22 protein-coding genes are annotated in these 25,120 nt (G+C 70.0%); 8 read left to right on the forward strand and 14 right to left on the reverse strand.

Going from position 1 to position 25,120, the window contains the following annotated elements:
• Nucleotide 1 precedes the first annotated feature (1 nt).
• A complete protein-coding gene (locus I7X39_RS14995) occupies nucleotides 2-865 on the reverse strand; it encodes a 3',5'-nucleoside bisphosphate phosphatase (RefSeq protein WP_198111963.1) in 864 nt (287 codons plus the stop codon).
• Nucleotides 866-933: 68 nt separating this feature from the next.
• Here I7X39_RS14995 and I7X39_RS15000 point away from each other — a divergent pair, with 68 nt between their 5' ends.
• A complete protein-coding gene (locus tag I7X39_RS15000) occupies nucleotides 934-2,328 on the forward strand; it encodes a wax ester/triacylglycerol synthase domain-containing protein (protein WP_198111964.1) in 1,395 nt (464 codons plus the stop codon).
• A gap of 69 nt (nucleotides 2,329-2,397) precedes the next feature.
• On the opposite strand, the gene I7X39_RS15005 is transcribed toward I7X39_RS15000, so the two are convergent.
• The 3 genes from I7X39_RS15005 to I7X39_RS15015 form a co-directional block, all read right to left on the reverse strand.
• Complete coding sequence (locus I7X39_RS15005) at nucleotides 2,398-3,798, reverse strand: hypothetical protein (protein ID WP_198111965.1); 1,401 nt, start codon at nucleotides 3,796-3,798, stop codon at nucleotides 2,398-2,400.
• 186 nt (nucleotides 3,799-3,984) lie between these two features.
• Complete coding sequence (gene recJ, locus I7X39_RS15010; protein WP_198111966.1) at nucleotides 3,985-5,715, reverse strand: single-stranded-DNA-specific exonuclease RecJ; 1,731 nt, start codon at nucleotides 5,713-5,715, stop codon at nucleotides 3,985-3,987.
• Nucleotides 5,712-6,587: a hypothetical protein gene (locus tag I7X39_RS15015; RefSeq protein ID WP_198111967.1), complete on the reverse strand. Its 876-nt coding sequence runs from the start codon at nucleotides 6,585-6,587 to the stop codon at nucleotides 5,712-5,714. The genes recJ and I7X39_RS15015 overlap by 4 nt, the downstream gene beginning before the upstream one ends.
• Nucleotides 6,588-6,649: 62 nt before the next feature.
• On the opposite strand from I7X39_RS15015, the gene ppk1 reads away from it, so the two are divergent.
• Nucleotides 6,650-8,707 carry a polyphosphate kinase 1 gene (ppk1, locus tag I7X39_RS15020; RefSeq protein WP_198111968.1) on the forward strand — a complete coding sequence of 686 codons (2,058 nt, stop codon included), beginning with the start codon at nucleotides 6,650-6,652 and terminating at the stop codon, nucleotides 8,705-8,707.
• 7 nt (nucleotides 8,708-8,714) lie between these two features.
• A complete protein-coding gene (locus I7X39_RS15025) occupies nucleotides 8,715-9,179 on the forward strand; it encodes a SixA phosphatase family protein (RefSeq protein WP_198111969.1) in 465 nt (154 codons plus the stop codon).
• A 4-nt stretch (nucleotides 9,180-9,183) separates the two neighbouring features.
• Here I7X39_RS15025 and I7X39_RS15030 read toward each other — a convergent pair whose 3' ends face one another.
• A complete protein-coding gene (locus I7X39_RS15030) occupies nucleotides 9,184-10,707 on the reverse strand; it encodes a Ppx/GppA phosphatase family protein (protein ID WP_198111970.1) in 1,524 nt (507 codons plus the stop codon).
• 98 nt (nucleotides 10,708-10,805) lie between these two features.
• Between I7X39_RS15030 and I7X39_RS15035 the strand changes: the two genes are divergently transcribed.
• The gene (locus I7X39_RS15035; protein ID WP_198111971.1) at nucleotides 10,806-11,579 is read left to right on the forward strand and encodes a ZIP family metal transporter; all 774 of its coding nucleotides are present in this window, start codon (nucleotides 10,806-10,808) and stop codon (nucleotides 11,577-11,579) included.
• Here the strand turns inward: I7X39_RS15035 and I7X39_RS15040 are convergent, their stop codons facing one another.
• The 6 genes from I7X39_RS15040 to I7X39_RS15065 all read right to left on the reverse strand — a co-directional run bounded on the left by I7X39_RS15040 (nucleotide 11,580) and on the right by I7X39_RS15065 (nucleotide 17,515).
• Nucleotides 11,580-12,674, reverse strand: a complete 1,095-nt coding sequence (locus tag I7X39_RS15040; protein ID WP_198111972.1) for a substrate-binding periplasmic protein — start codon at nucleotides 12,672-12,674, stop codon at nucleotides 11,580-11,582.
• Nucleotides 12,675-13,946 (reverse strand): hypothetical protein, encoded by a 1,272-nt coding sequence (locus I7X39_RS15045; protein WP_198111973.1) that lies wholly within the window; start codon nucleotides 13,944-13,946, stop codon nucleotides 12,675-12,677. It lies immediately after the preceding gene.
• Between the two features lie 89 nt (nucleotides 13,947-14,035).
• A complete protein-coding gene (locus tag I7X39_RS15050; protein WP_198111974.1) occupies nucleotides 14,036-14,470 on the reverse strand; it encodes a universal stress protein in 435 nt (144 codons plus the stop codon).
• Nucleotides 14,471-14,621: 151 nt separating this feature from the next.
• Nucleotides 14,622-15,467, reverse strand: a complete 846-nt coding sequence (locus tag I7X39_RS15055) for a sulfurtransferase (RefSeq protein WP_232351977.1) — start codon at nucleotides 15,465-15,467, stop codon at nucleotides 14,622-14,624.
• A gap of 1 nt (nucleotide 15,468) precedes the next feature.
• Nucleotides 15,469-16,368 (reverse strand): DMT family transporter, encoded by a 900-nt coding sequence (locus I7X39_RS15060; protein ID WP_198111976.1) that lies wholly within the window; start codon nucleotides 16,366-16,368, stop codon nucleotides 15,469-15,471.
• A 37-nt stretch (nucleotides 16,369-16,405) separates the two neighbouring features.
• Complete coding sequence (locus I7X39_RS15065) at nucleotides 16,406-17,515, reverse strand: aromatic ring-hydroxylating oxygenase subunit alpha (RefSeq protein ID WP_198111977.1); 1,110 nt, start codon at nucleotides 17,513-17,515, stop codon at nucleotides 16,406-16,408.
• Between the two features lie 253 nt (nucleotides 17,516-17,768).
• Here I7X39_RS15065 and I7X39_RS15070 point away from each other — a divergent pair, with 253 nt between their 5' ends.
• The 4 genes from I7X39_RS15070 (at nucleotide 17,769) to folE2 (ending at nucleotide 21,673) form a co-directional block, all read left to right on the forward strand.
• Complete coding sequence (locus I7X39_RS15070; RefSeq protein WP_198111978.1) at nucleotides 17,769-18,005, forward strand: exodeoxyribonuclease VII small subunit; 237 nt, start codon at nucleotides 17,769-17,771, stop codon at nucleotides 18,003-18,005.
• The gene (locus I7X39_RS15075) at nucleotides 18,002-18,889 is read left to right on the forward strand and encodes a polyprenyl synthetase family protein (protein WP_198111979.1); all 888 of its coding nucleotides are present in this window, start codon (nucleotides 18,002-18,004) and stop codon (nucleotides 18,887-18,889) included. Before I7X39_RS15070 ends, I7X39_RS15075 begins: the two co-directional genes overlap by 4 nt.
• A 1-nt stretch (nucleotide 18,890) precedes the next feature.
• Nucleotides 18,891-20,780, forward strand: a complete 1,890-nt coding sequence (gene dxs / locus I7X39_RS15080; protein ID WP_198111980.1) for a 1-deoxy-D-xylulose-5-phosphate synthase — start codon at nucleotides 18,891-18,893, stop codon at nucleotides 20,778-20,780.
• Between the two features lie 98 nt (nucleotides 20,781-20,878).
• The gene (gene folE2 / locus I7X39_RS15085) at nucleotides 20,879-21,673 is read left to right on the forward strand and encodes a GTP cyclohydrolase FolE2 (protein ID WP_198111981.1); all 795 of its coding nucleotides are present in this window, start codon (nucleotides 20,879-20,881) and stop codon (nucleotides 21,671-21,673) included.
• An 18-nt stretch (nucleotides 21,674-21,691) separates the two neighbouring features.
• On the opposite strand, the gene I7X39_RS15090 is transcribed toward folE2, so the two are convergent.
• From I7X39_RS15090 to cysK, 3 genes are read right to left on the reverse strand one after another with little or no spacing between them, the layout of a single operon-like run.
• A complete protein-coding gene (locus I7X39_RS15090) occupies nucleotides 21,692-23,980 on the reverse strand; it encodes an FdhF/YdeP family oxidoreductase (protein ID WP_198111982.1) in 2,289 nt (762 codons plus the stop codon).
• A 9-nt stretch (nucleotides 23,981-23,989) separates the two neighbouring features.
• Nucleotides 23,990-24,181, reverse strand: a complete 192-nt coding sequence (locus I7X39_RS15095; protein WP_198111983.1) for a hypothetical protein — start codon at nucleotides 24,179-24,181, stop codon at nucleotides 23,990-23,992.
• Between the two features lie 18 nt (nucleotides 24,182-24,199).
• Nucleotides 24,200-25,117 carry a cysteine synthase A gene (cysK, locus tag I7X39_RS15100; protein ID WP_198111984.1) on the reverse strand — a complete coding sequence of 306 codons (918 nt, stop codon included), beginning with the start codon at nucleotides 25,115-25,117 and terminating at the stop codon, nucleotides 24,200-24,202.
• Between the last annotated feature and the right edge of the window lie 3 nt (nucleotides 25,118-25,120).

The following is a 25,120-nucleotide window of genomic DNA, read 5'->3' on the forward strand; positions in this document are numbered from 1 at the left end:
TTCAGCTGACCCGGGCATCCAGCAGCGCCCACACCGGCTCCAGCTTGGCCGGCAGCGGCGGCAGGCTGCCCAGTTCGGTGCGGCTTTCGGCCGGCGAGTGGAAATCGCTGCCGCGCGAGGCGAGCAGCTCGAACTCCAGCGCCATCTCGGCATAGCGCGCCGCCTCGGCGTCGCTGTGGCTGCCGGTCACCACCTCCACGCCCTGGCCGCCATGGGTCTTGAACTCGCTGAAGAGCGCGAACTCGGCCGTCGGGCTGAAGGCGTACCGCGCCGGGTGGGCGATCACCGCCACGCCGCCGGCCTCGCGGATCCAGCGCACCGCATCCCCCAGCGCGGCCCAGCGGTGCTCCACATAGCCGGGCTTGCCTTCCTTGAGGAAGCGGCGGAAGACCTCGGGGATGTCGTTGCAGACCCCGCTCTCCACCAGGAAGCGTGCGAAGTGCGTGCGCGAGATCAGATCGGGGTTGCCCACATGCTTGAGCGCGCCCTCGTAAGCACCGGGAATGCCCACGGCGGCCAAGCCGGCGGCCATCTCGCGCGCGCGCTGCTCGCGCCCGCCGCGCGTGGCGCGCAAGCCCTCCACCAGCTGTGCATCCGTCTCGTCCACCCCCAGGCCGACGATGTGCACCACCTGGCCGGCGAAGCTGACCGAAATTTCCACCCCAGCCAGGAAGGGCATGCCCAGGGCCTGGGCGGCGGCGCGGGCGCGGGCGATACCGCTGACCTCATCGTGGTCCGTCAGCGCCCACAGCTCCACGCCCTGGGCGGCGGCACGCGCCGCCACGGCTTCCGGCGCCAGCGTGCCGTCCGACACGGTGGAATGGCAGTGCAGATCGGCGTTGCTGAGGACATGAAAGCGGGGCATGGGCCGATTATCGAAGCCGGGGCGCCGCCTTATGCTGGGCCATCCAAAGGCCCCACCTCCGCGCACCCATGAGCCGACTCTCGCTGCTGGACCTCGCCTTCTTCGTGGCCGAAAACGCCGCCAGCCCCAAGCATGTGGCCGGCCTGCACATCCACGCCCGCCCGGCCGGCGCCAAGGCCGGCTTCGCGCGTGCCTTGTACGAGGAGTTCCTCACGCACACCGAGGTGGCGCCGCCCTTCAACCGCGTGATCCGCTTCATCAGCCCCGGCCTGATGCCGGACTGGGTGGAGGCCGAGCAGGTGGACCTGAGCCAGCACTTGTTCTTCCACACGCTCAAGCCCGGTAGAAATCAGCGCGAGCACCTGTACGCCCTGGTGAGCAAGCTGCACGAACCCATGCTCGACCGCAGCCGCCCGCTCTGGGAGGTGCATGTGATCGACAAGCTCTGGGACGGCCAGTTCGCCATCTACTACAAGATGCACCACGCCTATGCGGACGGCATCACCATGACGCGCTGGGGCGTGGCCTCGCTGGCCGAGGGGCCGGCCGACCTGGAGCTGCGCCCGGTCTGGACCACCAACCATGTGAAGCGCCGCGGCGGCGGCGGGCGCAGCAAGTTGAACCAGCGCCTGGTGGGCAGCGTGTGGAAGCAGCTCACCGCCAACAGCAAGCGCGCCATCGGCATCGGTCGCCTGGGCGCCATGCTCGCGCTGGAAGCCGTCAAGCTCACCAAGAACGCCATTGCCTTGCCCTTCATGGCGCCGGGCGACACGCCCTTTACCGGCACCGCCACCCCGGGCCGCCAGTTCGCCACCGCGGCGCTGCCGATGACGCGCATCGCCACCGTGCGCAAGGCCGCGCGCGCCACGCTCAACCATGTGGCGCTGACCTGCCTGGACGGCGCCATGCACCGCTACCTGCAGGACGAGGGCATCTCGCTGGACCGGCCCATCACCATCCAGATGCCGGTGAACCTGCGCCGCGAAGGGCAGCACGAGGGCGGCAACAAGATCGGCATCATCCTGGTGGACCTCTCCCCGCCCACCGACGACGCCTACATCCGCCTGCGCAACGTCGGCTACTCGCTGCGCAATGTGCGCCAGATGATCGACACCGTCGCGCCCGAGGCGATCGAGACCTACACCATCCTCACCGGCGTGCTGGGCCAGCTGGCGGCGATGTTCGGCCTGGCCGACGTCATCACCCCGATGGGCAATGCCACCGTCTCCAACGTGCCCGGTCCGGACCAGCGCCTGTTCCTGAAGGGCGCCGAGCTGCGCGAGATGCACCCGGTCTCCACCCTGCCGCCCACGCACCTGATCAACATCACGCTGTTCAGCTACGCGGGCGAGCTGAACTTCGGGCTCATCGCGACTGACCAGATGCCCAACCTGGGCCGCCTGGCGCAGTACGTGACCGAAGAGTTCGCGGCGCTGGAACAGGCGGTGGGCTTGGGGCGCTGACTCCGGCGCGCTGTGGCGAGCCCCTCGGATCCGGCCGAAAACCGCTTACCGCTCCAAGCCGATACCCGTTCAGGGAAGCGCTGCGGCCGCCTTGCCGGGGCGGTGTTCAAGGCCGATGCGGTCCAGGTCGTCCATGCCCATGATGGGTGCGTACATCAAATCTGCCGGGTCGCTGCTGCGTTGCCAACCAAGTCGCATCTCCCCCAGGGCGCGCTTGGTCATCTTGTACAGACGCAGCGCAGAACGCTCGCTGAGCACGCCATCGGCCCGATCCAGCATGCGTGCAACGGATAGCACCGAAAGATTGGTCATCGGGTTGTGCAGCGAATACTGGAAACGGAAGTTGCGCGAACGGCTGTTGATGTCCCGTGCTGTCAATACGATGAAGTAGGTTCTTGGACCTGCGTCCTGCAGGCTTCGCGTGATCGGACGCGCACGGTCCATCAGATCCTCGCCGGCGAACTGGTTGCTTCCCTCGAAGGGTTGCAGTTCTCCAAGCGGGAAGCGCAAGGCAGCCTTGACCCGCAGGCCGGTCTCCTGCCCCAGTTGGCGCGCCAACGCATCGGCCAGGGACTCCGGGAAGTCGTCCGCTGGCAGCAGATAGACCGCCACCTGATCCGCGCCGCCACGACTCGGCAAGCGGCTCACTGCTGGGAGGCGGGGCTGGGCGTAGACCAGGGAAACCATGACACGCCCGTCGTCGGTGCGTTGAGCGCCAGCCCAGACCTCGCGCTGCGGTGGCATTGGGCTTGCGCGCATGCGCAGTGCCGGGGCAGGGCCTTTGAACAGGCTGGAGCGCCGCAAGGCCGGCGCCAAGTCGCCTTCCGCTCCGCCAAATCGGCTCTGGAGGTGCGCCTGACACTGAGCCCAGGCTTGTTGGGCCAGTTGGGGATCCTTGCCGAAATAGACGACCAGCATCATGCGATCGAGCCGGTCCTGCTCAAAGTAGAAGGACAGCGGACGCCTATCGCCCGCAAACAGCCCCCCCTCAGTTCCGATGTCCGCGTTCTGAAAGCTGTAGTACGGACCGAAAAGGGACTGCTGCCGCACTTCGTCCCGGCTCATGCCGAAGTGCCAAGGGCCCATGCCAGCCAGTCCGCCCCCTGCGCTCCCCTGATCTTCGATCTTGCGCAGGGCGCGCAGGATGAAAGCCCGCTGCACCAGCTCTGCCGCCGGGACGTCTGACTCTCGGTACTGCAAGATCAGCTCGCCGTCTTCGCTGACCCGGCTGACACCCTTGAGCCGATCTGAGATCAGCAGTACTTCCAATGTTTCAGGACGCCCATCCGCCACATGGCGGCGCGCTGCTGCCTCGGTCTTGGTGAGCGCATGCAGCTTGGTGCTCTCCATCAATTCCGTCACCAGGCGCGCCATGTCGCTCGCTTGGGCGCCTTGCAGCGCAAGGGCAAGAGGCAGCACGATGCCAAAGCCAAGGGCTTTGAAAGCGGAGCGGAGAGGACGCAGGGGCATGAGTTGGCAGCGGAGATCGATGAAGGCATCTTGCCCTGCGCGACTGGCTGAATGCGAGTCGGTGCACACAAAGAGTCACCGAAAGAGGTTGGCTTTGGCCGGTGGAAGGTCTGCGCCCGCCTCGGTCACGCTTGAAGCCATCCGGTTCGTGCATCCATCAGTCCGGCCGGCTTGCTCAGCTGAGCCCTAAGCCAGGGCTTCAACCAGCAGCTGCAGCCTGGCCTGACCGTTCCAGGCATCGCGCTGCAGCCGGTAGGCCAGGCGCACACGCGGGCCGTCGAGCGTGTCGGCGCGGCGGAACCAGATGGCGTCGAAGTCCTGGCCCTGCTGGCGCAGGCGCAGCTTCAGGTGGCCGCTGCCCACCAGGCGCTGATCGCGCAGCTCGAATTCATCGACGAACAGCGGCGCCTCGAAGCCCTGGCCCCAGACCTGGCTCTCCAGCTGCTCGGCCATCGCCAGCGTGAGCTGTTCGGCGCCCAGGGCGCCGTCGTGGCGCAGCTCGCGCGCCAGGGCCTCGGGCGGCAGCCAGTCTTGCGCGATGGCGCGCAGCGCGGCCTCGAAGCGCGCGGGCTCGGGGGCGTCGAGCGTGCAGCCGGCCGCCATCGCATGGCCGCCGAACTTGGCCAGCAGGCCGGGTTCGCGCTTGGCCAGCAGGTCCAGCGCGTCGCGCAGATGAAAGCCGGGGATGGAGCGGCCCGAGCCCTTGAGCCGGCCATCGGCGCCGCGGGCGAACACGAAGCAGGGGCGGTGCAGCGCGTCCTTCAGGCGCCCGGCCAGGATGCCGACCACGCCCTCGTGGAAGCTTTCGTCGAACAGGGCCAGCGCGGGCGGTGGCGCGCCCTCTGGGAGGGCGCGTGCGAGCAGCAGCTCGGCCTGTTCGCGCATATCGGTCTCCACCGCGCGGCGCTCACGGTTGATGGCGTCGAGCTGCTGCGCCAGCAGCAGCGCGCGTGCGGGGTCGTCGCAGCGCAGGCACTCGATGCCGAGGCGCATGTCGGCCAGGCGGCCGGCGGCGTTGATGCGCGGGCCGAGCGCAAAGCCGAAGTCCTGGCTGCAGGCGCGCTCGCTCTCGCGCCCCGCCACCTGGAAGAGCGCGCGCACGCCCGGCTGCATCTGGCCGGCGCGGATGCGGCGCAGGCCCTGGGCGACGAGGCGGCGGTTGTTGGCGTCCAGCGGCACCACGTCGGCCACGGTGCCCAGAGCGACGAGGTCGAGCAGGCTGTCCAGTCGCGGCTGGTTGCCCGCTTCGAAGGCGCCGCGCGCGCGCAGCTCGGCACGCAGGGCCAGCAGCACGTAGAAGGCCACGCCCACGCCGGCCAGGGCCTTGCTGGGGAAGGCGCAGCCGGGCTGGTTGGGGTTGACGATGGCGTCAGCCGCCGGCAGCTGCACCTGGCCCTCGGCATCGGCCGCGCAGAGGTGGTGGTCGGTGACGACGACCTGCAGGCCCTGGGCCTTGGCGTGCGCCACGCCCTCCAGGCTGGCGATGCCGTTGTCCACGGTGATCAGCACCTGCGCCTGCTGGGCGAGCGCGAGGTCGACGATGGCGGGGGTGAGGCCGTAGCCGTGCACGGCACGGTCGGGCACGACGTAATCCAGCTGCTCGGGCCGCGCGCCCAGCAGGGCCAGGCCGCGCAAGAGTGTGGCGCAGGCGGTGGCGCCGTCGCAGTCGTAGTCGGCCACCACGCACAGGCGCCGGCCGGCGGCCAGGGCATCAGCCAGCAGGGCAGCGGCCTGCTCGGCGCCTTTGAGCTGCGCGGGTGGGTGCAGGTGGCGCAGGTCCGGGTCAAGCTCGGCCGCGCTGCGCACGCCGCGGGCGGCGTACAGACGCGCCAGCAGCGGGCTCAGGCCCTGCTGCTCCAGCGCCCAGGCGCTGCGCGGCTCGGCGCTGCGGGCGATGACGCGCAGCGGCGCGCTCATTGGTCCAGCTCCTGCAGCAGCGCATTCAGTGCCACCGGATTGCGGCGCTGCCAGGGCCAACGCCAGCGTTTGGGCGCCGGCACCCAGCTGCGCGCACGCACATCGCCAGCCAGGGTCAAACGGGCCGGGCGGCCGATCGCGGCCTCGCGCCGCAGGGCCGCGATCGGGCCGCCATCCAGGCGTGCCCAATGTTCGGCATGGTCGGCGGGGTCCAGCGGGGGCTCGGGCTCCAGCACCAGGTGGCTGGGCAATGCCGGCCCCTTGCCCGCCCCCCACATCCAAACGCTGTTGACGAGCAGGGCCCCGCGCGCGGCACGGGCCTGGTTGATCGGGTGCTCGTGCAGCAGCATCTGGGCCTCGTTCTGCAGCCGGCGCAGCCAGCGCTCGGCCGGCAGCCAGGGGCTGAGTGAGCGCTGGGCGATGCGGTTCAGGCTGGCCAGCTGAAGTCCGGCCAGTTGCTCGTGGCCCAGCAGCCAGCGGTCGGGTTGCAGGCATTCGAACTGCCAGCCCTCGGTAGCAGGGAACAACGGTGCCAACAGCTCGAACAGGGCGCGGCCTTCGCTGGCTTCCACCGCCAGCAGGGCCGGGGGCAGGGCGATGGCCTGCTGGGCGTCAAGCTGCAGGTGCAGGGGGCTGAGCCAGGCCCAGGCCGGTGCCTGCAGGCCTTGCGGCGCGGCGGCCCAGGCAGCCAGGGGCGCGGCGCCGTGCAGCCCGGCGGCCGCGGCCAGGGTCTGTTCGAAGGGGGTGTCCAGGCTACTGGCGTCGCCGCCGAGGTCGGGGCCGGCGATCTGCCAGTCGTTCAGGAGGGCTTGCAGCTCCGCACCGGCGCGCAGCTCCGGAGCGTTGCCGGAGGTGGCGATCACGCAATGCATGAATGGGATTATCGAAGCGAGCCTGTCACCGAACCGTCACGACCGATTTCTAGAATCATTCGATGACCCTCAAAGCGCTGCGCCTGCTGGACCGCGAACAGGCCATCCTGGAGTTCCAACGCCGTGTGCTGGCCCAGGCCATGCGCGAGGACGTGCCCCTGCTGGAACGCCTGCGTTACCTGTGCATCGTCTCCAGCAACCTCGACGAGTTCTTCGAGGTGCGCTTCTCGGACCTGCTCGACGCCCTGCGCGACAAGAGCGGCGACATCAAGCACGAGGACGTGGAGCGCGTGGGTGCGGCCGCGCACGAGCTGATCGACAGCCAGTACGCGATCTACAACGACCAGCTGATGCCGGCGCTGCAGCAGCGCGGCATCCTGATCCGCAACCATGCCGAGCGCAACGAGACGCAGCGCCGCTGGGTGGCACGCTTCTTCGAGCGCGAGGTGCGGCCGCTGCTGGTGCCGGTGAGCCTGGACCCGGCCCACCCCTTCCCGCAGGTGGCCAACAAGGCGCTGCACTTCATCGTCAAGCTCTCGGGCAAGGACGCGCTGGGGCGCGACAGCCCGATCGCCATCGTCAAGGTGCCGCGCGTGCTGCCGCGCGTCATCCGCCTGCCTCAGCATGTGGCGCCGGGCGAGCAATGTTTCGTGCTGCTCAGCAGCGTCATCCGTGCCCATCTCACCGAGCTGTTCCCGGGCCGCGAGGTGGTGTCCTTCTCGCAGTTCCGCGTCACGCGCGATTCCGACCTGGAGTTCGACGAGGACCTGGTCGGCAACCTGCGCCACGCCGTGCGCAGCAGCCTCACCACCCGCCACTTCGGCCGCGCGGTGCGCCTGGAGGTCGTGCGCAGCTGCCCCGAGGAGCTCTATCAGCTGCTGCTGCGCCAGTTCGACCTGCCCGATGCCGCGCTCTACCGCGTCAACGGGCCCGTGAACCTGGTGCGCCTGAACGAGCTGATCGACCAGACCCAGGCGCCCGACCTGCGCTTCGAACCGCACGAGCCGGTCTGGCCGCAGGGCCGGCTGCCGCGCCAGAAGCCGATGTTCGACCGCCTGGCCAAGGCGGATGTGCTGCTGCACCACCCCTTCGAGAGCTTCGAGCCCGTCATCAAGTTCCTGCGCCAGGCCGTGGACGACCCCGAGGTGCTGGCCATCAAGCAGACGATCTACCGCACCGGCACGGAATCGGTGCTGATGGACCTGCTGGTGGAGGCGGCGCGGCGCGGCAAGGAAGTGCTGGCCGTGGTGGAGCTCAAGGCCCGCTTTGACGAAGAGGCCAACGTCAACTGGGCCGAGCGCCTGGAGGCCGCTGGTGCGCAGGTGGTGTACGGCATCGTGGGCCTGAAGACGCACGGCAAGATGCTGCTGGTGACGCGCCGCGAAGGCTCCGGCGCCAAGCGCCGGCTGCGCCGCTACCTGCACCTCTCCACCGGCAACTACAACCCGCGCACGGCGCGCTTCTATACCGACATCGGCCTGCTGACCGCCGACCCGGCGCTGACCGCCGACGCCGATGCCGTGTTCGGCCTGCTGGCCAGCACCAGCCATATGCGGCGCATGCACAAGCTGGTGCTCGCACCCTTTGCCATGCACGCACGCTGGTGCGGCTACCTGGAGCAGGTGCGCAAGGCCGCCGCGGCGGGCCACAGCGCGCGCGTGGTGGTGAAGATCAATGCGCTCACCGATGTCGAACTGATCGAGGCCCTGGTGGCCTGCGGCCAGGCCGGGGCGCAGATCGACCTGATCGTGCGCGGCGCCTGCCGGCTGGCGCCCGGTGTGCCGGGCCTGAGCGACAACATCCGCGTGCGCTCGATCGTCGGCCGCTTCCTGGAGCACACCCGGGTGATGTACTTCCGCTGGGGCGAGAACGAGCGTGAGGAGGCGCTGTACCTGTCGAGTGCCGACTGGATGAGCCGCAATATGCGCGGCCGCATCGAGCTGGCCTGGCCCATCACCGAGCCGAAGCTGCGCCAGCGCGTCATCGACGAGGCCATCCAGCCCTATCTGCACGATGGCAAGGACGCCTGGCGGCAGGACGCCCGCGGTCACTATGCCCGGGTGGACCCGGAAGGGCAGAGCGCCCAGCAGGCCCTGGTCGAGCGCTACCGCGCGGAGTGATGGCGTCGTGGACCTGATCCTCTGGCGCCATGCCGAAGCGCACCCGCTGCGCGAGGGGCAGTCCGATCTGGAGCGTCGTCTCACCGCCCAGGGCGAGCGCCAGGCGCGCCGCATGGCGGTGTGGCTGGAACAGCGCCTGCCGGCCAGTACCCTGCTGCTGGTGAGCCCAGCCCAGCGCTGCCAGGCCACCGTGCGTGCGCTGGAGGGGCGCACGCCGCGCACCGTGGCCGCGCTCGGCCCCGAGCAGGGCGTGGCCGCGCTGTTGGCGGCGGTGCAATGGCCGGATGCCGCGGCCCCCGTGCTGGTGGTGGGCCATCAGCCCACGCTAGGCCAGGTGGCCGCGCGCCTGCTGACGGGTACCGAGCAGGACTGGAGTGTCAAAAAGGCCGGCGTGTGGTGGCTGCGCTCGCGCCGCCGCGCCGGCCAGTTGCAGACCGTGCTGCACGGTGTGATGGGGCCGGAGCTGCTCTAGCCGCTCAGGCTCGGATGTCCAGCTCCAACAGGCCCGTCTTGGCCCAGGCCTGCGCCTCCTCGTTCAGCAGGTAGAGCGCCTGCGGGTGCTGGGCGCCCCAGCCGCGCGCCATCTGCACGCGCACCTGGCGGCCCTGGCGGCGCAGCTGGATGTCCTGCTCCTGGATCGGGCCACGCGCGTGGCACTTGATGACGGCCAGGCGCAGCGCCAGCACCTGCCAGATCAGGCTGTCGTCGCGCAGCTCGGCCTCAAGTTTGCGCAGGCCGCCGCGCTGGCCCAGCGCGATCTGGCTGAGGCGGCGCAGCTGGTTCTGCGAGAAGCCCGGCGCGTCCAGATGCGCCAGCAGGTATTGCGCGTGGCGGTGGTGGTCGTGGTGCGAGACCAGCATGCCGATCTCGTGCAGCGCCGCGGCCCAGCCCATCTCCAGCTGACGCTCGGGCGCGGCCTCGGCATCGAGCTGGCGGTGCAGGCGCTGGCCGAGTGCGCGCACGCGCTGGGCCTGCTCGCGGTCCACGGCGAAGCGCTGCTGCAGCTCCAGCACGGTGGGTTCGCGCGGGTCGTCGGCCGGGCGGCGGGCGCGCAGGCGTTCGTCCAGCTCCACCACCAGGCCCTGGCGCAGCGCGCCCTTGGCGGGCAGGATCTCGTCGATCTCGAAGAGGCTCATCAGCGTGTAGAGGATGCACAGCCCCCCGGCCACCACGCCGCGGCGGTCGTCCTTCAGGCCAGGCAGACGCAGCGCCTGCACGCTGCCGGCCTGGATGCAGGCCTCGATGCACCAGCGCAATCCGTCCGGCGTGATGCGGCCGTCGCTGTGCCCCGAGTCCTCCAGGATCTGCGAGACCGCGCCGGCCGTGCCCGAGCTGCCCAGCACCTCCACCCAAGCGGGTTGGCAATGCCGGCGGCCGAACAGGGCCAGCGCCTCTTCCAGCTCGGCCGCGGCGGCAATCTGAGCGGCGCGGAAGGCCTCGGCCGTCAGCCGCCCCTCGGCGAAGTAGCGCACCGACAGGCCGACGCTGCCGATGCGGAACGATTCCACCGCCAGCGGCTGGTCGCCTTGGCCCAGGATCAGTTCGGTGCTGCGGCCGCCGATGTCGATGACCAGGCGCGTGTGCGCCGCCGGCTGCAGGTGCGAGACGCCGCTGTAGATCAGGCGCGCCTCCTCGCGGCCGGCGATGACCTCCACCGGGTGTCCGAGCGCTTCCTGCGCGCGCAAAAGGAAGGCGTCGCGGTTGGCGGCCTCGCGCAGGGTCTGGGTGGCGACGGCGCGCAGGCGCTCGGCCGGGAAACCCTGCAACTCGCGGCCGAAGCGGCGCAGGCAGTCGAGCGCGCGTGTCATCGCCGCCTCGGTGAGGCGGCCTTCGGCGTCCAGCCCGGCGCCCAGGCGCACGGGTTCCTTCCAGTAGGCCAGGGTCTTGTAGTCGCCGGCGCGCAGGCGCGCCACTTCCAGGCGGAAGCTGTTCGAGCCCAGGTCGATGGCGGCGTAGGTGTCGGCCGCCCAGCGGCTGTTCTTCGGCGAGGGGGTCAGCATGGGGCGGGATTCTGTGCCGGTTTCATGACAGGGCCTGCCGGTGCGTGCCGACCCGCCTGCGACAATCCGCGCCCTTTGCGCTACGCCCTTACGCCCCCATGACCCTTGCCGCCATCGTCCTGGTCACCCTGGTGGGCGGTTTGCTGTCGGTGCTGATCGCGGCCTGGCTGACCGTGGGCCTGCTCTCGCGCCTGGTCAAGCACCTGGTCAGCCTGTCGGCCGGCGTGCTGCTGGGTACCGCGCTGCTGCATGTGCTGCCCGAGGCCTTCGAGAGCCAGGCCGGCATCCAGGAGCTGTTCCTGACCCTGCTCGGCGGACTGCTGTTCTTCTTCCTGCTGGAAAAGGTGGAGCTGTACCGCCACAGCCACCACCACGAGGGCGACGGGCATGAGCACCACCACCATTTCGACCAGGAGCAGGCCGGCCGGGGCGGGCTCTCGGTGCTGGTGGGCGACGGCATCCACAACTTCTGCGACGGCGTGCTGATCGCCGCCGCCTTCCTGACCGACGCCAAGCTCGGCTGGCTGACCGCCGGCGCCATCATTGCGCACGAGATTCCGCAGGAGGTGGGCGACTACCTGGTGCTGCTGAACGCCGGCTTCAGCCGCGGGCGCGCACTGTTCTACAACGCGCTCTCGGGCCTGGCCGGCGTGGTCGGCGGCGTCGCCGGCTACTTCCTGATCCAGCCCTTCGAGAGCCTGCTGCCCTACCTGATGGTGGTGGCGGCCTCCAGCTTCATCTACGTGGCGGTGGCCGATCTGATCCCGCAGCTGCAGCGCCGCCTGCCCTGGCGCGCCACCGCCCTGCAGCTGCTGTGGCTGGCACTGGGCCTGGGTTTCACTTTGCTACTCGCCCGCGGCCACGCGCACTGATCAGGGCAAGTAGAGGATCTTCAGGCTGGCGTCCAGCTCGTGCAGCGGCAGCACGCCGATGGCCAGGGGCTGACGGCGCAGCTGGGCGCGTAGCTGGCTGGGGGTGTCCAGCTGCAGCGGCTTGCGGCTGCCGCCGCTGAAGGTGGCGCGTGACCATTCGGCGCGTAGCTGCGCGGCACTGCGGCGCAGCACCTGTTCGGCAAAGGGCGCCAGCCAGGCATCGCCCGGCACCAGCAGCTGCGGCACGCGGCCGTCCTCCAGGGTCTTGAGGCGGCGCAGGAACAGTGCCTCGACCTCGTCGCGGCCCAGCGCCGGCAGCTCGCTTTGTGCCGCCGCCACCACTGCCACGGTGGGGATGCCGTGGCGGCGCAGCAGGGCGTCCAGCAGGCCCTGCTCGCGCAGCGCCTGCAGCGCGGCGAACACGTCGGCCGCCCGCACCTTGCTGGCGCGTGGCACGGCGCAATGCGCATTGGCGTGGCCCAGCGGCAGGCGCCAGCGCCCCAGGGGCGGGTCGGGCTGCTCGCGCAGGTAGTGGCTCAGCTCGAACTGCGTCGTCACCGCGTACTGCGTGCGGCCCAGGGCGAGCTTGCGCAGGGCCTTGTCCGGGGCCGGCGCGTCGTCGCGCTTCCAGGTGCCGGCGCCGAATTGCGCGTCCAGCATCGGGTAGCTGTAGTGCAAGACCGCGCCCACGGTCTGGTCCAGGCGCATGTCCGCCAGGCGCTGCAGCGGCGCGCTGTTTGTCGAACCCACCAGCACCTCGGGCAGGGCCCAGAGCGGTTGGCTCCATTCGTACATGCCGGGCTGGCGCACCCAATCGGGGTTGGCGTGGCAGCGCAGGTCGATCTCGCCGGCCTCGGCGGCCTGGTCCAGCCGGGCGCGCGGCAGCATCACGAAGGTGGCCTTGCGCTTGAGCTGCTGGGCCAGCAGATGGGCCAGCTCGGCATTCAAGCCCTCGGGGGCCTGGCCCTCGCGCTGGCTCAGGAAGGGAGCGGCCCAGGCCGTGGACAAGCCCACCCGCAGCAGCGGCGTGTCCTCGGCGGCCAGCGCCACCGTGGTGAGCAGGCCGAGGCTGAGGGAGGCGAGGGCGCGGCGCATCTAGAACACGAAGTCCAGGTTCAGCGACCACTGGTTGACGCGGCCGTCCCAGGCCGGCCCCTGGTAGGGGCCGATGGGCGGCGGCGCCGGCACCTCCAGGTAATGGCTCTGCCCGGTGATGCGGCCCTCGCGCGTGGCGCGGTAGCGCTCCCATTGCAGCTTGAGCGCGGCGCGGGCATGGAAGTCCCAGCGCAGGCCCAGCTGGGTGATGCGGCGGTCGTTCGGCGTCTGCAGGTAGAGGTCGATCAGCTGGTTGGCCTGGCGCGCCGCGGCCGGTGCTGCCGGGTGCGTCTGCAGGCCCAGCGGCGGCTCCTTGAAGCGGATTTCCCCCAGCACCACATAGGGCGACCAATCGCCCAGCCGATGCGCCGCCAGCACGTACCAGGCGAGGGAGTCCGCCACGATGGAGTTGTTGCTGCTGCGCCGAGCGATCTCGGCGGTCAGCGACCAGCTGCCGCTCTCGTGCTGCAGGGCCACGGTCTGCACCTGCGCGTGCACGCCCTCCAGCGGTGCACGCGCAGCCAGCACGGCGGCACAGTTGGTGCAGGCGGTGGCGCCGGCAATGAGCTGGCTGTAGAGCCGCTGCACATTGGCCAGGTGCATGTCGAAGCGGTAGTCGGAGCCGGCCACGCGCAGGCTCCAGGGCCCCTCGTCGTAGCGCAGCGCCAGACTGACCATGCGGTCGGCATCGATGGTGCCGGAGGGCAGGGCCAACTCGGCGCGGCCGGCGCTGAACTCGGTGCGCAGCTCGCCCTGCGCCAGGCTGCGCGCATGGCGCAGCGCCAGCCCGTCCACATGGGTGAAGGGGTTGAGCTGGTAGACCGTGTTGACCGGCCGCACCGTGGTCTGGGCATAGCCCAGGTGGCGCGTCTCGGAATGCAGGAACACCGGCAGCGCGGTGCGGCCGAGCTTGAGGTTCAGATTGGGCTGGGCGTCCCAACCGAGGTAGATCCACTCATTGCGCGGGCGCTGGCCGTAGCGCACGTCGTCGCGGGCCAGCAGCTGCCAGACGGCCTGCACGCCCGGCGCGAACTCGTAGCGGGTTTGCACCGCGAGCAGGCTGTCGCCGTCGAAGCGCACGCGGCCATTCAGGCTGGTGTTGCGGTTGCGGCCATCGCCGCGCACCCCCACCACCGGGTCATCGGCCACATGCGCGGCCAGCGTGCCATAGCCTTCAATCTGCCAGGGGCGCGGCTCTTCGACCCCGTCGCTGGCCTGGGCCAACGGTGCCAGGGCCAGCAGGCCCCAGCCCAGCATGCGAACTCTGCGCATTCATCCTCCCGCCCCCGCTGGGACGGGGGTGAGCGGACTCTAGTGCAGCCCTGCGCGAAGGGCCAGCCTTCGCTGTGCAAGCCAGGGTTTCAACGCACCACCAGCACGGGGATCTTGCTGTGCGTCAGCACCTTCTGGGTCTCGCTGCCCAGCAGCAGGGCCGAGACGCCGCGGCGGCCGTGGCTGGCCATGACGAGCAGATCGGCCTTGATGCGCTCGGCGTGGTCGACGATGGCACGCCAGGGCTGCGTACCTTCCACGCTGCTGGCCTCGCAGCGCACGCCGGCGGCGCTGGCGGCGTTCTGCACCGCCAGCAGGCGGGCGTTGGCCACGCGCAACTCGGCGTCCAGGTGTTCCTGGGGGCTGATGGGCTGGGTCTCGGCCAGCGGGCTGTAGGGGTAGGGCTCGGTGACGGTCAGCGCGTACAGCTGGCTGCCGAGCTTCTGGGCCAGTTCGACCGCCTGGGCCACGGCGGTGGCGGTGATGTCGGACCCATCGGTGGTGACGAGGATGCGGGCGTACATGCGAGGCTCCCGTTGAAGACCCCGGCAGTCTGCCGGCCGGCCCGGGGGCGGGCCTTGCGCTTCGTCAAGGATGCCCCCAGGCGACCGGCTGGCGCCCGTCGCCGCCCCCCCGAGGGGGGGTGAGTCAACTCGGGAGCGGCCCGTCGTTGACTCAATAGCGTGCCAGCGGGCGCGCGGGGTCGGCGCACCATTCGCTCCAGGAGCCCGGGTAGAGCCGGCCCTCGCCCAGGCCGGCCAGGGCCTGGCTGAAGAGGTTGTGGCAGGCGGTGACGCCCGAGCCGCACTGGTGCAGCACCTCGCCCGGTGCTTCGCCCAGCAGGGCCTGCCATTCGGCGCGCAGCTGCGCCGCCGGCTTGAAGCGGCCATCGGGCTGCAGGTTGAGGGCAAAGGGGCGGTTCAGGGCGCCGGGAATGTGGCCGGCCTGGCGGTCCAGGGGTTCGACTTCGCCGCGGTAGCGCTCGGGGGCGCGAGCATCCACCAGGAGCTGGCGGCCCAGTTGGGCCAGCAGGCCGGCGGCGTCGATGGTGGTCATGCCGGGCGCCGGCAACTGGGCCGGCGGGCGCAGCGCGCTGCAGGCCGGGGTGTCGGTCTGTAGCGCCAGGCCCGCGGCCGGCCAGGCGCCGAAGCCGCCATCCAGCAGGCGCACGGAGGTCTCGCCCAGCCAGCGCAGCATCCACCACAGGCGCACGGCAAACATGCCCCCGCTGCCGTCATACGCGACCACCGCGCGGCCCTGCTGCCAGCCGCGCGCCGCCAACCGGGCGGCGAACTCCTCGCGCGTGGGCAGCGGGTGGCGGCCACGGAAGCGCCCGGCGGCGTCGTGCAGCGGGGCGCTCAGGTCTTCGTCCAGATGCAGGTAATGCGCGCCGGGCAGATGGCCCTGCGCGTAGGCGGCACGGCCGGCCTGCGGGTTGCCGAGCTCGAAGCGGCAGTCGAACAGCAGCGGCGGATTGGGGCCCTGCAGGTCACGCTGCAGGTCGGGGGCGGAGATCAGCATGTCATTCATTGTGGGCGTCCGATGGGAGATCCTTGGCCTGGTGGCTGCGCAGCAGGGTGGCCGTGAGGCCGGCGCCGACGATGAGCAGCATGCCCAGCAGCGCCAGCCAGCCCGGCGCCTCGTCGAACACCAGCCAGCCCAGCAGGGCTGAGAACACGATGCCGCTGTAGTTCAGGCTGGCATTGGCCAGCACCTTGCCGCGCGCATAGGCGGCCGTCATCAGCACCTGGGCCAGGGTGGCGCTGACCCCCACGGCCAGCAGCAAGCCCATGCCGACCAGGCTGTGACCCTGCGGCCGCGGCGGTGCCGGCGTGAAGAGCGAGAGCAGGCCGGCAGCGACGACGCCGGCGAGCGAGAAGTAGAAGACCACGCGGATCTCCGGTTCGCCCGCGCGCCCCAGGGCGGTGACCTGCAGATAAGCCATGGCCGCGAGCATCCCCGAGGCCAGGCCGGCCAGGCCCCAGGGCAGCTGGTCGCGCGCGAAGGTGGGCTGCAGCACCAGGGCCACGCCGATGAAGCCCACCAGCACGGCCACGATGAGGCGCGGGTCCAGGCTTTTGCCGCCGAGCAGGATGGCGCCGCCCAGCAGGAACAAGGCCATCCAGATCGCGCTCATCTGGTTCAGCGTCATCGCCGTGGCCAGCGGCAGGCCGGCGATGGCCCAGAACCACAGCAGCAGCGCCGCCACGCCGATGACGCCGCGCCAGACATGCATCCAGGGCAGGCGCGTGCCCAGCGCCACGCCGCGCCAGCGTGCCAGCCCCAGCAGCAGGGCTACGCCCACCAGGCTGCGAACCAGCAGGATCTCGCTCGGGCTGTACTGGCTGCTGGCGAGCTTGACGCACAGGCCCATCAGGCTGAACAGCAGGGCGGCGCCGAGCATCAGGAAGGGTGCGGGCATGGGGAATGAAAAACGCCCGGCGGACCGGGCGTTGCTTTCAAAGCGCCATTTTCTGGCGGTACCACTGGTGGAAGTGCTTCATGCCGTCTTCCATCGGGCTCTGGTAAGGGCCGACCTCGTTGTCGCCGCGCTCCATCAGCGCGCGGCGCCCGGCATCCATGCGCTCGCCGATCTCGTCGTCCTCGATGCAGGTTTCCATGTAGGCGGCCTGCTGGGCTTCGACGAACTCGCGCTCGAAGGCGGCGATCTCTTCCGGGTAGAAGAACTCGACGACGTTGAGCGTCTTGTTCGGCCCCTGCGGATAGAGGTTGGAAACCACCAGCACATGCGGATACCACTCGACCATCAGGGTCGGGTAGTAGGTCAGCCAGATGGCGCCCTGCTTGGGCGGCTGGCCCTCGCGGAACTTCATCAGGGCGTCGTGCCAGCGGCGGTAGACCTTGGAGCCGGGCTTGTCGAGCGCGCCCTTGACGCCCACCGTCTGCACCGAGAACTCCTTGCCCCATTGCCAGGCCAGGTCGTCACAGGTGACGAACTGCCCCAGGCCGGGGTGGAAGGGGCCGACGTGGTAGTCCTCCAGATAGACCTCGATGAAGGTCTTCCAGTTGTAGTTGCACTCGTGCACCTGCACCTTGTCGAGCACATAGCCGCTGAAGTCCAGATCCTGGGCCACCTGCAGGCCGGCCAGGTCGACGGTGATGTCGCGGCCGTTGTCCTCGAACAGCAGGCCGTTCCACTCGCGCAGGTTCCAGCGGTTCAGGTGCAGGCAGGGGTCTTCGGGGAAATGCGGCGCGCCGATCAGCTCGCCCTGCAGGCCGTAGGTCCAGCGGTGCAGGGGGCAGACGATGTTGCTGCCGCTGTTGCCGCGGCCCTTCAGCATCACCGCCTGGCGGTGGCGGCAGATGTTGGAAATGAGCTGCACGCCCTCATGCCCGCGCACCAGCGCGCGGCCTTCGCCTTCCTGGGCCAGGGCCAGGTAATCGCCCACCTCGGGCACCGCGAGCTGGTGCCCGATGTAGCGGGGGCCAGGTCGGATGATGCGCTCCTGCTCGCGCTCGTAGAGCGCCTGATCGAAATAAGCAGAAACGGGGAGCTGCGTGGTGTGACCGCTTTTCAGCGCCCCGATGGCCAAGCTCAGATCCGACATGATCCAAGGGTCTCCAAGACACCCGTCGTTCGGGCCGCCTTGAATGGGTGGCGGTCCTTCGACGTACAAAAGCCCGGCGACACCGGGCTTGCGAACCCTGGCGCACGGCGCGCGAGGGGGGTCGGATTCTAGCCATCCTCCGTGAAAACCCACCCGCCGTGGGCGGGCTTTGATGACCCTCCCTAAGCGGGGGATCTGGGGTTCTCCTGGGGGGTGGCCGCCTACAATCGCGCCCCTTTTTCTGTCGCCGGCCATGCCCAAAAGCGCGAAACCCCCTGTTCCCGCAAGCTTTGATGCCGCGCTGGCCGAGCTGGAGCAATTGGTCGGCGCCATGGAAGGCGGCGCCTTGCCGCTGGAGCAGCTGCTCAGCGGCTACCAGCGCGGGGCCGAGCTGCTGGGTTTCTGCCGTGAGCGCCTGCAGAGCGTGGAACAACAAGTAAAGCTGCTGGACGAAGGCACGCTGAAGGCCTGGGAGGACGGCTCCGCATGAGCGATCTGCAATTCGACGCCTGGGCCGCGGCCCAGCGCCAACGCTGCGAGACCCTGCTGGACGCCTGGGTGCCGCTGGAAGCGCCGGCGGGCCTGGGCGAGGCCATGCGCTACGCGGTGCTGGAAGGCGGCAAGCGCCTGCGCCCGCTGCTGGCCCTGGCCGCCTGCGAGGCCGTGCAGGGCGAAACCGCCGCCGCCGAGCGCGCCGCCATCGCAGTGGAATTGATCCACGCCTACTCCCTGGTGCACGACGACATGCCCTGCATGGACAACGACGTGCTGCGCCGAGGCAAACCCACCGTGCACGTGGCCTTCGGCGAGGCCCAGGCGATGCTGGCCGGCGACGCCATGCAGGCCCTGGCCTTCGAGGTGCTGACCCCCGACAGCGGCCTGGATCTCGCGCTGCAGGCCCGTTTGTGCGCATTGCTGGCGCGCGCCTCCGGTCACGCCGGCATGGCCGGCGGCCAGGCGATCGATCTGGCCGCCATCGGCCAGCCGTTGAACGAGTCCCAGCTGCGCGACATGCACCGCCGCAAGACCGGCCTGCTGCTGCAGGCCAGCGTGATGATGGGCGCGGCCTGTGGCAACCCCAGCGCGGCCGAGCACCAGGCCCTGCTGACCTACGGCGCCGACATCGGCCTGGCTTTCCAGGTGGTGGACGACATCCTGGACGTGACCCAGGACTCCGCCACGCTGGGCAAAACCGCCGGCAAGGATCAGGAAGCGAACAAGCCGACCTATGTGAGCGTGCTGGGCCTGGAGGCCTCGCGCCGCTACGCCACGCACCTGCGCGACGAGGCGCTGGCTGCCCTCGAATCCGCCCCGCGCCTGCGCAGCCAGCGCCTGCGCGAACTGGCCTTCCAGGTCGTTGCAAGAGAGTGTTGAGATGAGCGATAGCCTGCTGAACCAGATCAACAGCCCAGCCGACCTGAAGAAGCTCAGCCGCGCGGAACTGCACCGCCTGGCCGGTGAACTGCGCCAGTACGTCGTCGACTCGGTCTCCAAGACCGGCGGCCACTTCTCCAGCAATCTGGGCACGGTGGAGCTGACGATCGCGCTGCACACGGTGTTCGACACCCCGCGCGACCGCATCGTCTGGGATGTCGGCCACCAGACCTACCCGCACAAGATCCTCACCGGCCGGCGCGACCGCATGCACACGCTGCGCCAGTTCGGTGGCCTCTCGGGCTTCCCGCGCCGCGACGAGAGCGAGTACGACACCTTCGGCACCGCGCATTCGTCAACCAGCATTTCGGCCGCGCACGGCATGGCCATGGCCGCCAAACTCAAGGGCGAGGAGCGCCGCGCAATTGCCGTGATCGGCGACGGTGCGATGACCGCCGGCATGGCCTTCGAGGCCCTGAACAACGCCGGCGTGGCGCATGGTGGGCTGATGGGCGATCTGCTCGTCATCCTCAACGACAACGACATGTCGATCAGCCCGCCGGTGGGCGCGCTGAACAAGTACCTGACGCGCCTGATGAGCGGCAGCCTGTACGGCGAGGTGCGCGAGGGCGCCAAGTCGGTGCTGAAGAACACGCCGCTGTACGAGTTCGCGCGTCGCTTCGAGGAGCACACCAAGGGCATGTTCGTGCCCGGCACCATCTTCGAGGAGTTCGGCTTCAACTACGTCGGCCCGATCGATGGGCACGACCTGGACGCGCTGATCCCCACGCTGGAGAACCTCAAGCACAAGCGCGGCCCGCAGTTCCTGCACGTCATCACCAAGAAGGGCCAGGGCTACAAGCTGGCCGAGGCCGACCCGGTGAAGTACCACGGCCCCACGCCCTTCGACCCGCTGCAGGGCATCCAGCCCTCCACCAAGCCGGCCAAGAAGAGCTTCACCCAGGTGTTCGGCGAGTGGCTGTGCGACCAGGCCGAGGCCGACCAGAAGCTGGTCGGCATCACCCCCGCGATGCGCGAGGGCTCGGGCATGGTGGAGTTCCACAAGCGCTTCCCGACGCGCTACTACGACGTCGGCATCGCCGAGCAGCACGCCGCCACCTTTGCCGCCGGTCTGGCTTGCGAGGGCCTGAAGCCGGTGCTGGCGATCTACTCCACCTTCCTGCAGCGCGCCTACGACCAGCTGATCCACGACGTGGCGTTGCAGAACCTGGACGTGACCTTCGCGCTGGACCGCGCCGGTCTGGTGGGGGCCGACGGCGCCACCCATGCCGGCAACTACGACATCGCCTTCACGCGCTGCATCCCGAACATGGCGGTGCTGACGCCGGCCGATGAGCGCGAGTGCCGCCAGCTGCTCAGCACCGCCTACCAGCACCCTGGCCCGGCCACGGTGCGCTACCCGCGCGGCGCCGGTTGCGGTGCCGACCCGGGCAAGGATCTCTCCGTGCTGCCCTGGGGAACGGGCGAGCTGCGCCGCGAAGGCCAGGGCGGCGTCGCCATCCTCGCCTTCGGTACCTTGCTCTACCCGGCGCTGCAGGCCGCCGAGGGCCTGGATGCCACGGTGGCGAACATGCGCTTCGTCAAGCCGCTGGATGGCGCGCTGGTGGAGCGTCTGGCACGCAGCCATCGGCTGCTCGTCACCCTGGAAGACGCCTGCGTGATGGGCGGTGCCGGCTCGGCCGTGCTCGAACACCTGAACGCCATCGGCCTGAGCGTGCCGGTGCTGCAGCTCGGCCTGCCCGACACCTTCATCGAGCATGGCGATCCGGCCTTGCTGATGGCGCAATGCGGGCTGGACGCCGCGGGCATCGAGCGCAGCATCCGTGCCCGCCTGGGCCAGCCCACGCTGCGCGCGGTCAACGGCGCCTGAATGCCTGAATGATTGATTGAACGCAGCGCTCAAGCTTTCTGACGCTGCGGGATTTCAAGGCGTGCGAAGCTGCGCGCCTTGACCCGAACGAAGTCCCGATGAGTCCGACCGCCCACACCACGCACATCCCCGACACCCAGAGCGAGCGCGACGAGCGCCATCTGGCGATCCAGCAGGTCGGGGTCAAGCGCGTGCGCTTTCCGCTGACGCTCAAGCTCGGTGCGCAGCTGCAGGGCAGCGTGGGCGAGTGGAGCTTGGACGTGGCCCTGCCGGCCGAGAAGAAGGGCACGCACATGTCGCGCTTCGTCGCCTGGCTGGAGGCCGGCGCCGAGCAGGCGCTGGACGCCGCCGCGCTGCGCGAGCGCCATCTGCAGATGCTGCAGCTGCTGGGCGCGCAGGCCGGGCGCATCGAGGTCGCTTTCACCCTCTTCATCAAGAAGCGCGCACCGGTCTCGGGCATCGAGAGCCGGCTGGACCACCAGGCGCGCTGGGTGGTCGAGACCGACGCCAGTGGCCACACCAGCACCTGGCAGGAAGTGACCGTGCCGGTGAAGTCGCTCTGCCCCTGCTCGAAGGAAATCAGCGACTACGGTGCCCACAACCAGCGCTCGCTGGTCACCATCCGTGCCGAGCTGCTGCAGCCCCTACCTTTCGCCGAGCAGGTGCGCTTTGCTGAAGAGAGTGCCAGCTCCGAGCTCTGGCCGCTGCTCAAGCGCGCCGATGAGAAGTGGGTGACCGAGCGCGCCTACGAAAATCCGCGCTTCGTGGAAGACCTGGTGCGCGAGGTGGCTCTGCGGCTCAACGCCGACGCACGCATCGGCCGCTACCGCGTCGAGGTGGAGAACTTCGAGTCCATCCACGCGCACTCAGCGTTTGCGGTGATCGAGCGCTGAGCGCCCGCCTTCCCTGACTCAAGCGCAGCGGTGCAGGCGCACCGCCAAGGCCTTGGCTGCCGGCGTGCGTGCCCCCTTGGCCACCAGCCCGGTCGGCACCAGCGGCGTGGCCTCGGGGAAGTAGGCGGCGCAGCAGCCGTTCGCCATTTCGAGCGCGCGCACTCCAAAGCCGCGCAACCAGCGCGTCTGGCCGTCGTCGATGGGCAGGCCTTCCACGTCCACCCGCTCACCTTCGCGCAGGCCCAGGCGCCGCAGCTCGGCGGGGCTGAGGAACACCACTTCGCGCGTGCCGAAGACATTACGGTAGCGGTCGTCCTGGCCGTAGACGGTGGTGTTGAACTGGTCGTGGCTGCGCACCGTCATCAGGCCCAGCACCTGGTCCTGCTCGGCGGCGGGCAACCGGGCGCGGGCGCGCGCCAGCGGGCCGTCTTCGGGGATGGCGTGGGCCACCAGCTGCGCCTTGCCGCTGGCGGTGCGCCATTCGCGCCGCGCGGCGGGGTTGGGCAGCCAGAAGCCGCCGGGTTGGAGCAGTTTGTGGTTGAACTCCTCGAAGCCATCGAACACGCCGCGTTGGCAGTGTTCGATGTGTTCGCGGATGCGGTCGTAGTCCTCGATCAGCTCCAGCCAGGGCACCGAGCCGTCGTGCAGCAGCGCGTGGCCAAGCTGGGCCACGATGGCGGGCTCGCTGCGCATCTGATCGGACAGCGGCGCCTGGATGCCGCGTGAGGCGTGCACCATGCTCATCGAATCCTCCACCGACACGCGCTGCTCGAGCCCGCCGGTGTGGTCGGCGTCGGTGCGGCTCAGGCAGGGCAGCAGCAGGCCCACGCGCCCGGGGTGCAGGTGCGTGCGGTTGGGCTTGGTGGCGATGTGCAGGGTGAAGGGGGTCTTGGAGAGCGCGGCTAGCACCTGCGGGGCGTCGGCGCCGGCCACCGCAAAGTTGCCGCCCAGGCTCAGCAGGCCTTGCAGCTCGCCGCGCAGCAGGGCCTCGGCGGTGCCCAGCGCGTCCAGGCCGCTGTCGTGGTTCAGCTGCAGGCCGGGGAACTCGGCCTCCTGGTTGGCCAGCCAGCGCGGCGGCACGGCAAAGGTGCAGCCCATGGTGCGGTCGCCCTGCACATTGCTGTGGCCGCGCACGGGCACCAGGCCCGCACCGGGCCGGCCCAGCATGCCGCGCAGCAGCTGCAAGTTGGCCACCATCTGGATGGTGGCGATGGCGTGCTCGTGGTGCGTCAGGCCCATGCACCAGGTCACCAGGGTGGCGCGGCTCTGCGCCAGCTCCTCGGCCAGCTCGTGCAGGGCCTCGCGCGGCAGGCCGCTTTCGCGTTCGATGCGGCCCCAGTCCTCGCCGCGCAGATCGGCCAGCAGGGCCTCGAAGCCTTCGCAATGCTGCTGGATGAAGGGCAGCTCGAAGATGCTGCGGCCCTGCGCCTCCAGCTCCACCCAGCGCTTCATCACGCCCTTGAGCGCGGCCAGGTCGCCCCCCGGCTTGACGGTGTAGACCGTCTTGGCGACGCGATGGCCGCGGTTCGTCAGCATCTCGCCCACGTCCTTGGGGTCGGCGAAATTGACGAAGCCGCGCTCCACCAGCGGGTTCAACGCCAGCACCGTGGCGCCCCGCTTGCTGGCGGCGTGCAGGGTGCCCATGAGGCGCGGGTGGTTGGTGGCGGGGTTCTGGCCGATGACGAGGATGCAGTCGGCCTGTTCGAAGTCGCTCAGCTGCGCCGTGCCCTTGCCCACGCCGATCTGCGCTTTGAGCGCCAGGCCCGAGGGCTCGTGGCAGAGGTTGCTGGAATCGGGCAGATTGGCCGAGCCATAGGCGCGCGCCAGCAGTTGCCACAGGAAGGCGGCCTCGTTGCTGGCGCGCCCCGAGGTGTAGAAGCTCACGCGCGTGGGCTCCAGGCCGCGCAGGGTTTGGGCCGCCAGCTGCAAGGCATCGGCCCAGGCGATGGGCTCGTAGCGGTCCGTCACCGGGTTGTAGAGCAGCGGCTCGGTCAGGCGACCGGCGGCCTCGATGTCGCGTTCCTTCCACTGGCGCAGCTCGGCCAGGGTGTGGCGACCGAAGAAGGCGGCGTCGGCCTTCAGCGGCGTCATCTCCCAGGCGATGGCCTTCTGGCCCTGCTCGCAGGAGTCGGGGCCGAAGCTGCCGGGGCGGTCCGGGAAGGCACAGCCGGGGCAGTCGAAGCCCTCGGGCTTGTTGGCCTTCAGGAAGCTGCGCACCACCTTGAGCGGGATGCCTTGCTGGCTGAAGGCATCCAGGCTCGCCTGGACGGCGCCGCGGCCGCCGGCGGGGGCGTCGATGGGTTTCATTCAGAGACCTCAGGCAATCTGCATCAGCAGGCGCACGAAGGGCTCTCCGAAGTAGAAGCCCAGCAGCGCACAGGAGACCACCACAAATATCAGCCAGCCTCTTCGGCCCAGGGGGTCCGAGTCCCAAGTCCAGAACAGAAACACAAAGAGGCCGAGTACCGATGCCAGCAGCGCGTTGATGAAGGGGTTCGCGAAGCTCATGGGGTGAGCGGCCTGCGATCAGGTGGGCAAGAAACCTTCGACCGACAGATAGCGCTCCCCGGTGTCGTAGTTGAAGCCCAGCACGCGGGCGCCGGGCTTGAGCTTGGGCAGTTGCTGTTCGATGGCGCGCAGGGTGGCGCCGCTGCTGATGCCCACCAGCATGCCCTCTTCGCGCGCGCAGCGGCGCGCCATCTCGCGCGCGGCCTCGGCGTCCACGGCGATCACGCCATCCAGCAGCCGGGTGTCCAGGTTCAGCGGAATGAAGCCGGCGCCGATGCCCTGGATGGGGTGGGGCGCAGGCTGGCCGCCGCTGATGACGGGGCTGGCTGCGGGCTCCACCGCAAAGACCTGCAGCTGCGGCCAGCGCTTTTTCAGCACCCGTGCGCAGCCGCTCAGGTGGCCGCCGGTGCCCACGCCGGTGATCAGCGCGTCCAGGCCGTCGGGGAAGTCGGCGGCAATTTCCTCGGCGGTGGTGTGGACGTGGATGTCCACATTGGCCGGGTTCTCGAACTGCTGCGGCATCCAGCTGCCCGGGGTCTCGGCAATCAGCTCCTGGGCGCGGGCGATGGCCCCCTTCATGCCCTTCTCGCGCGGGGTGAGCTCAAAGCGGGCGCCGTAGGCCAACATCAGGCGGCGGCGCTCGATGCTCATGCTGTCGGGCATCACCAGCACCAACTGGTAGCCCTTCACGGCCGCCACCATGGCCAGGCCGACGCCGGTGTTGCCCGAGGTGGGTTCGATGATGGTGCCGCCCGGCCGCAGCGCGCCGCTGCGCTCGGCCGCCTCGACCATGGCGAGCGCGATGCGGTCCTTGATGGAGCCACCCGGGTTGGCGCGCTCGCATTTGATCCAGACCTCGGCGTGCTGGCCGAACAGGCGCTGGATGCGCACATGGGGGGTGTTGCCGATGGTGTCGAGGATGGTGTTGGCGCGCATGGT

The sequence above is a fragment of the Inhella proteolytica genome, from assembly GCF_016093275.1.
GTDB classification, from domain to species: domain Bacteria; phylum Pseudomonadota; class Gammaproteobacteria; order Burkholderiales; family Burkholderiaceae_C; genus Inhella; species Inhella proteolytica.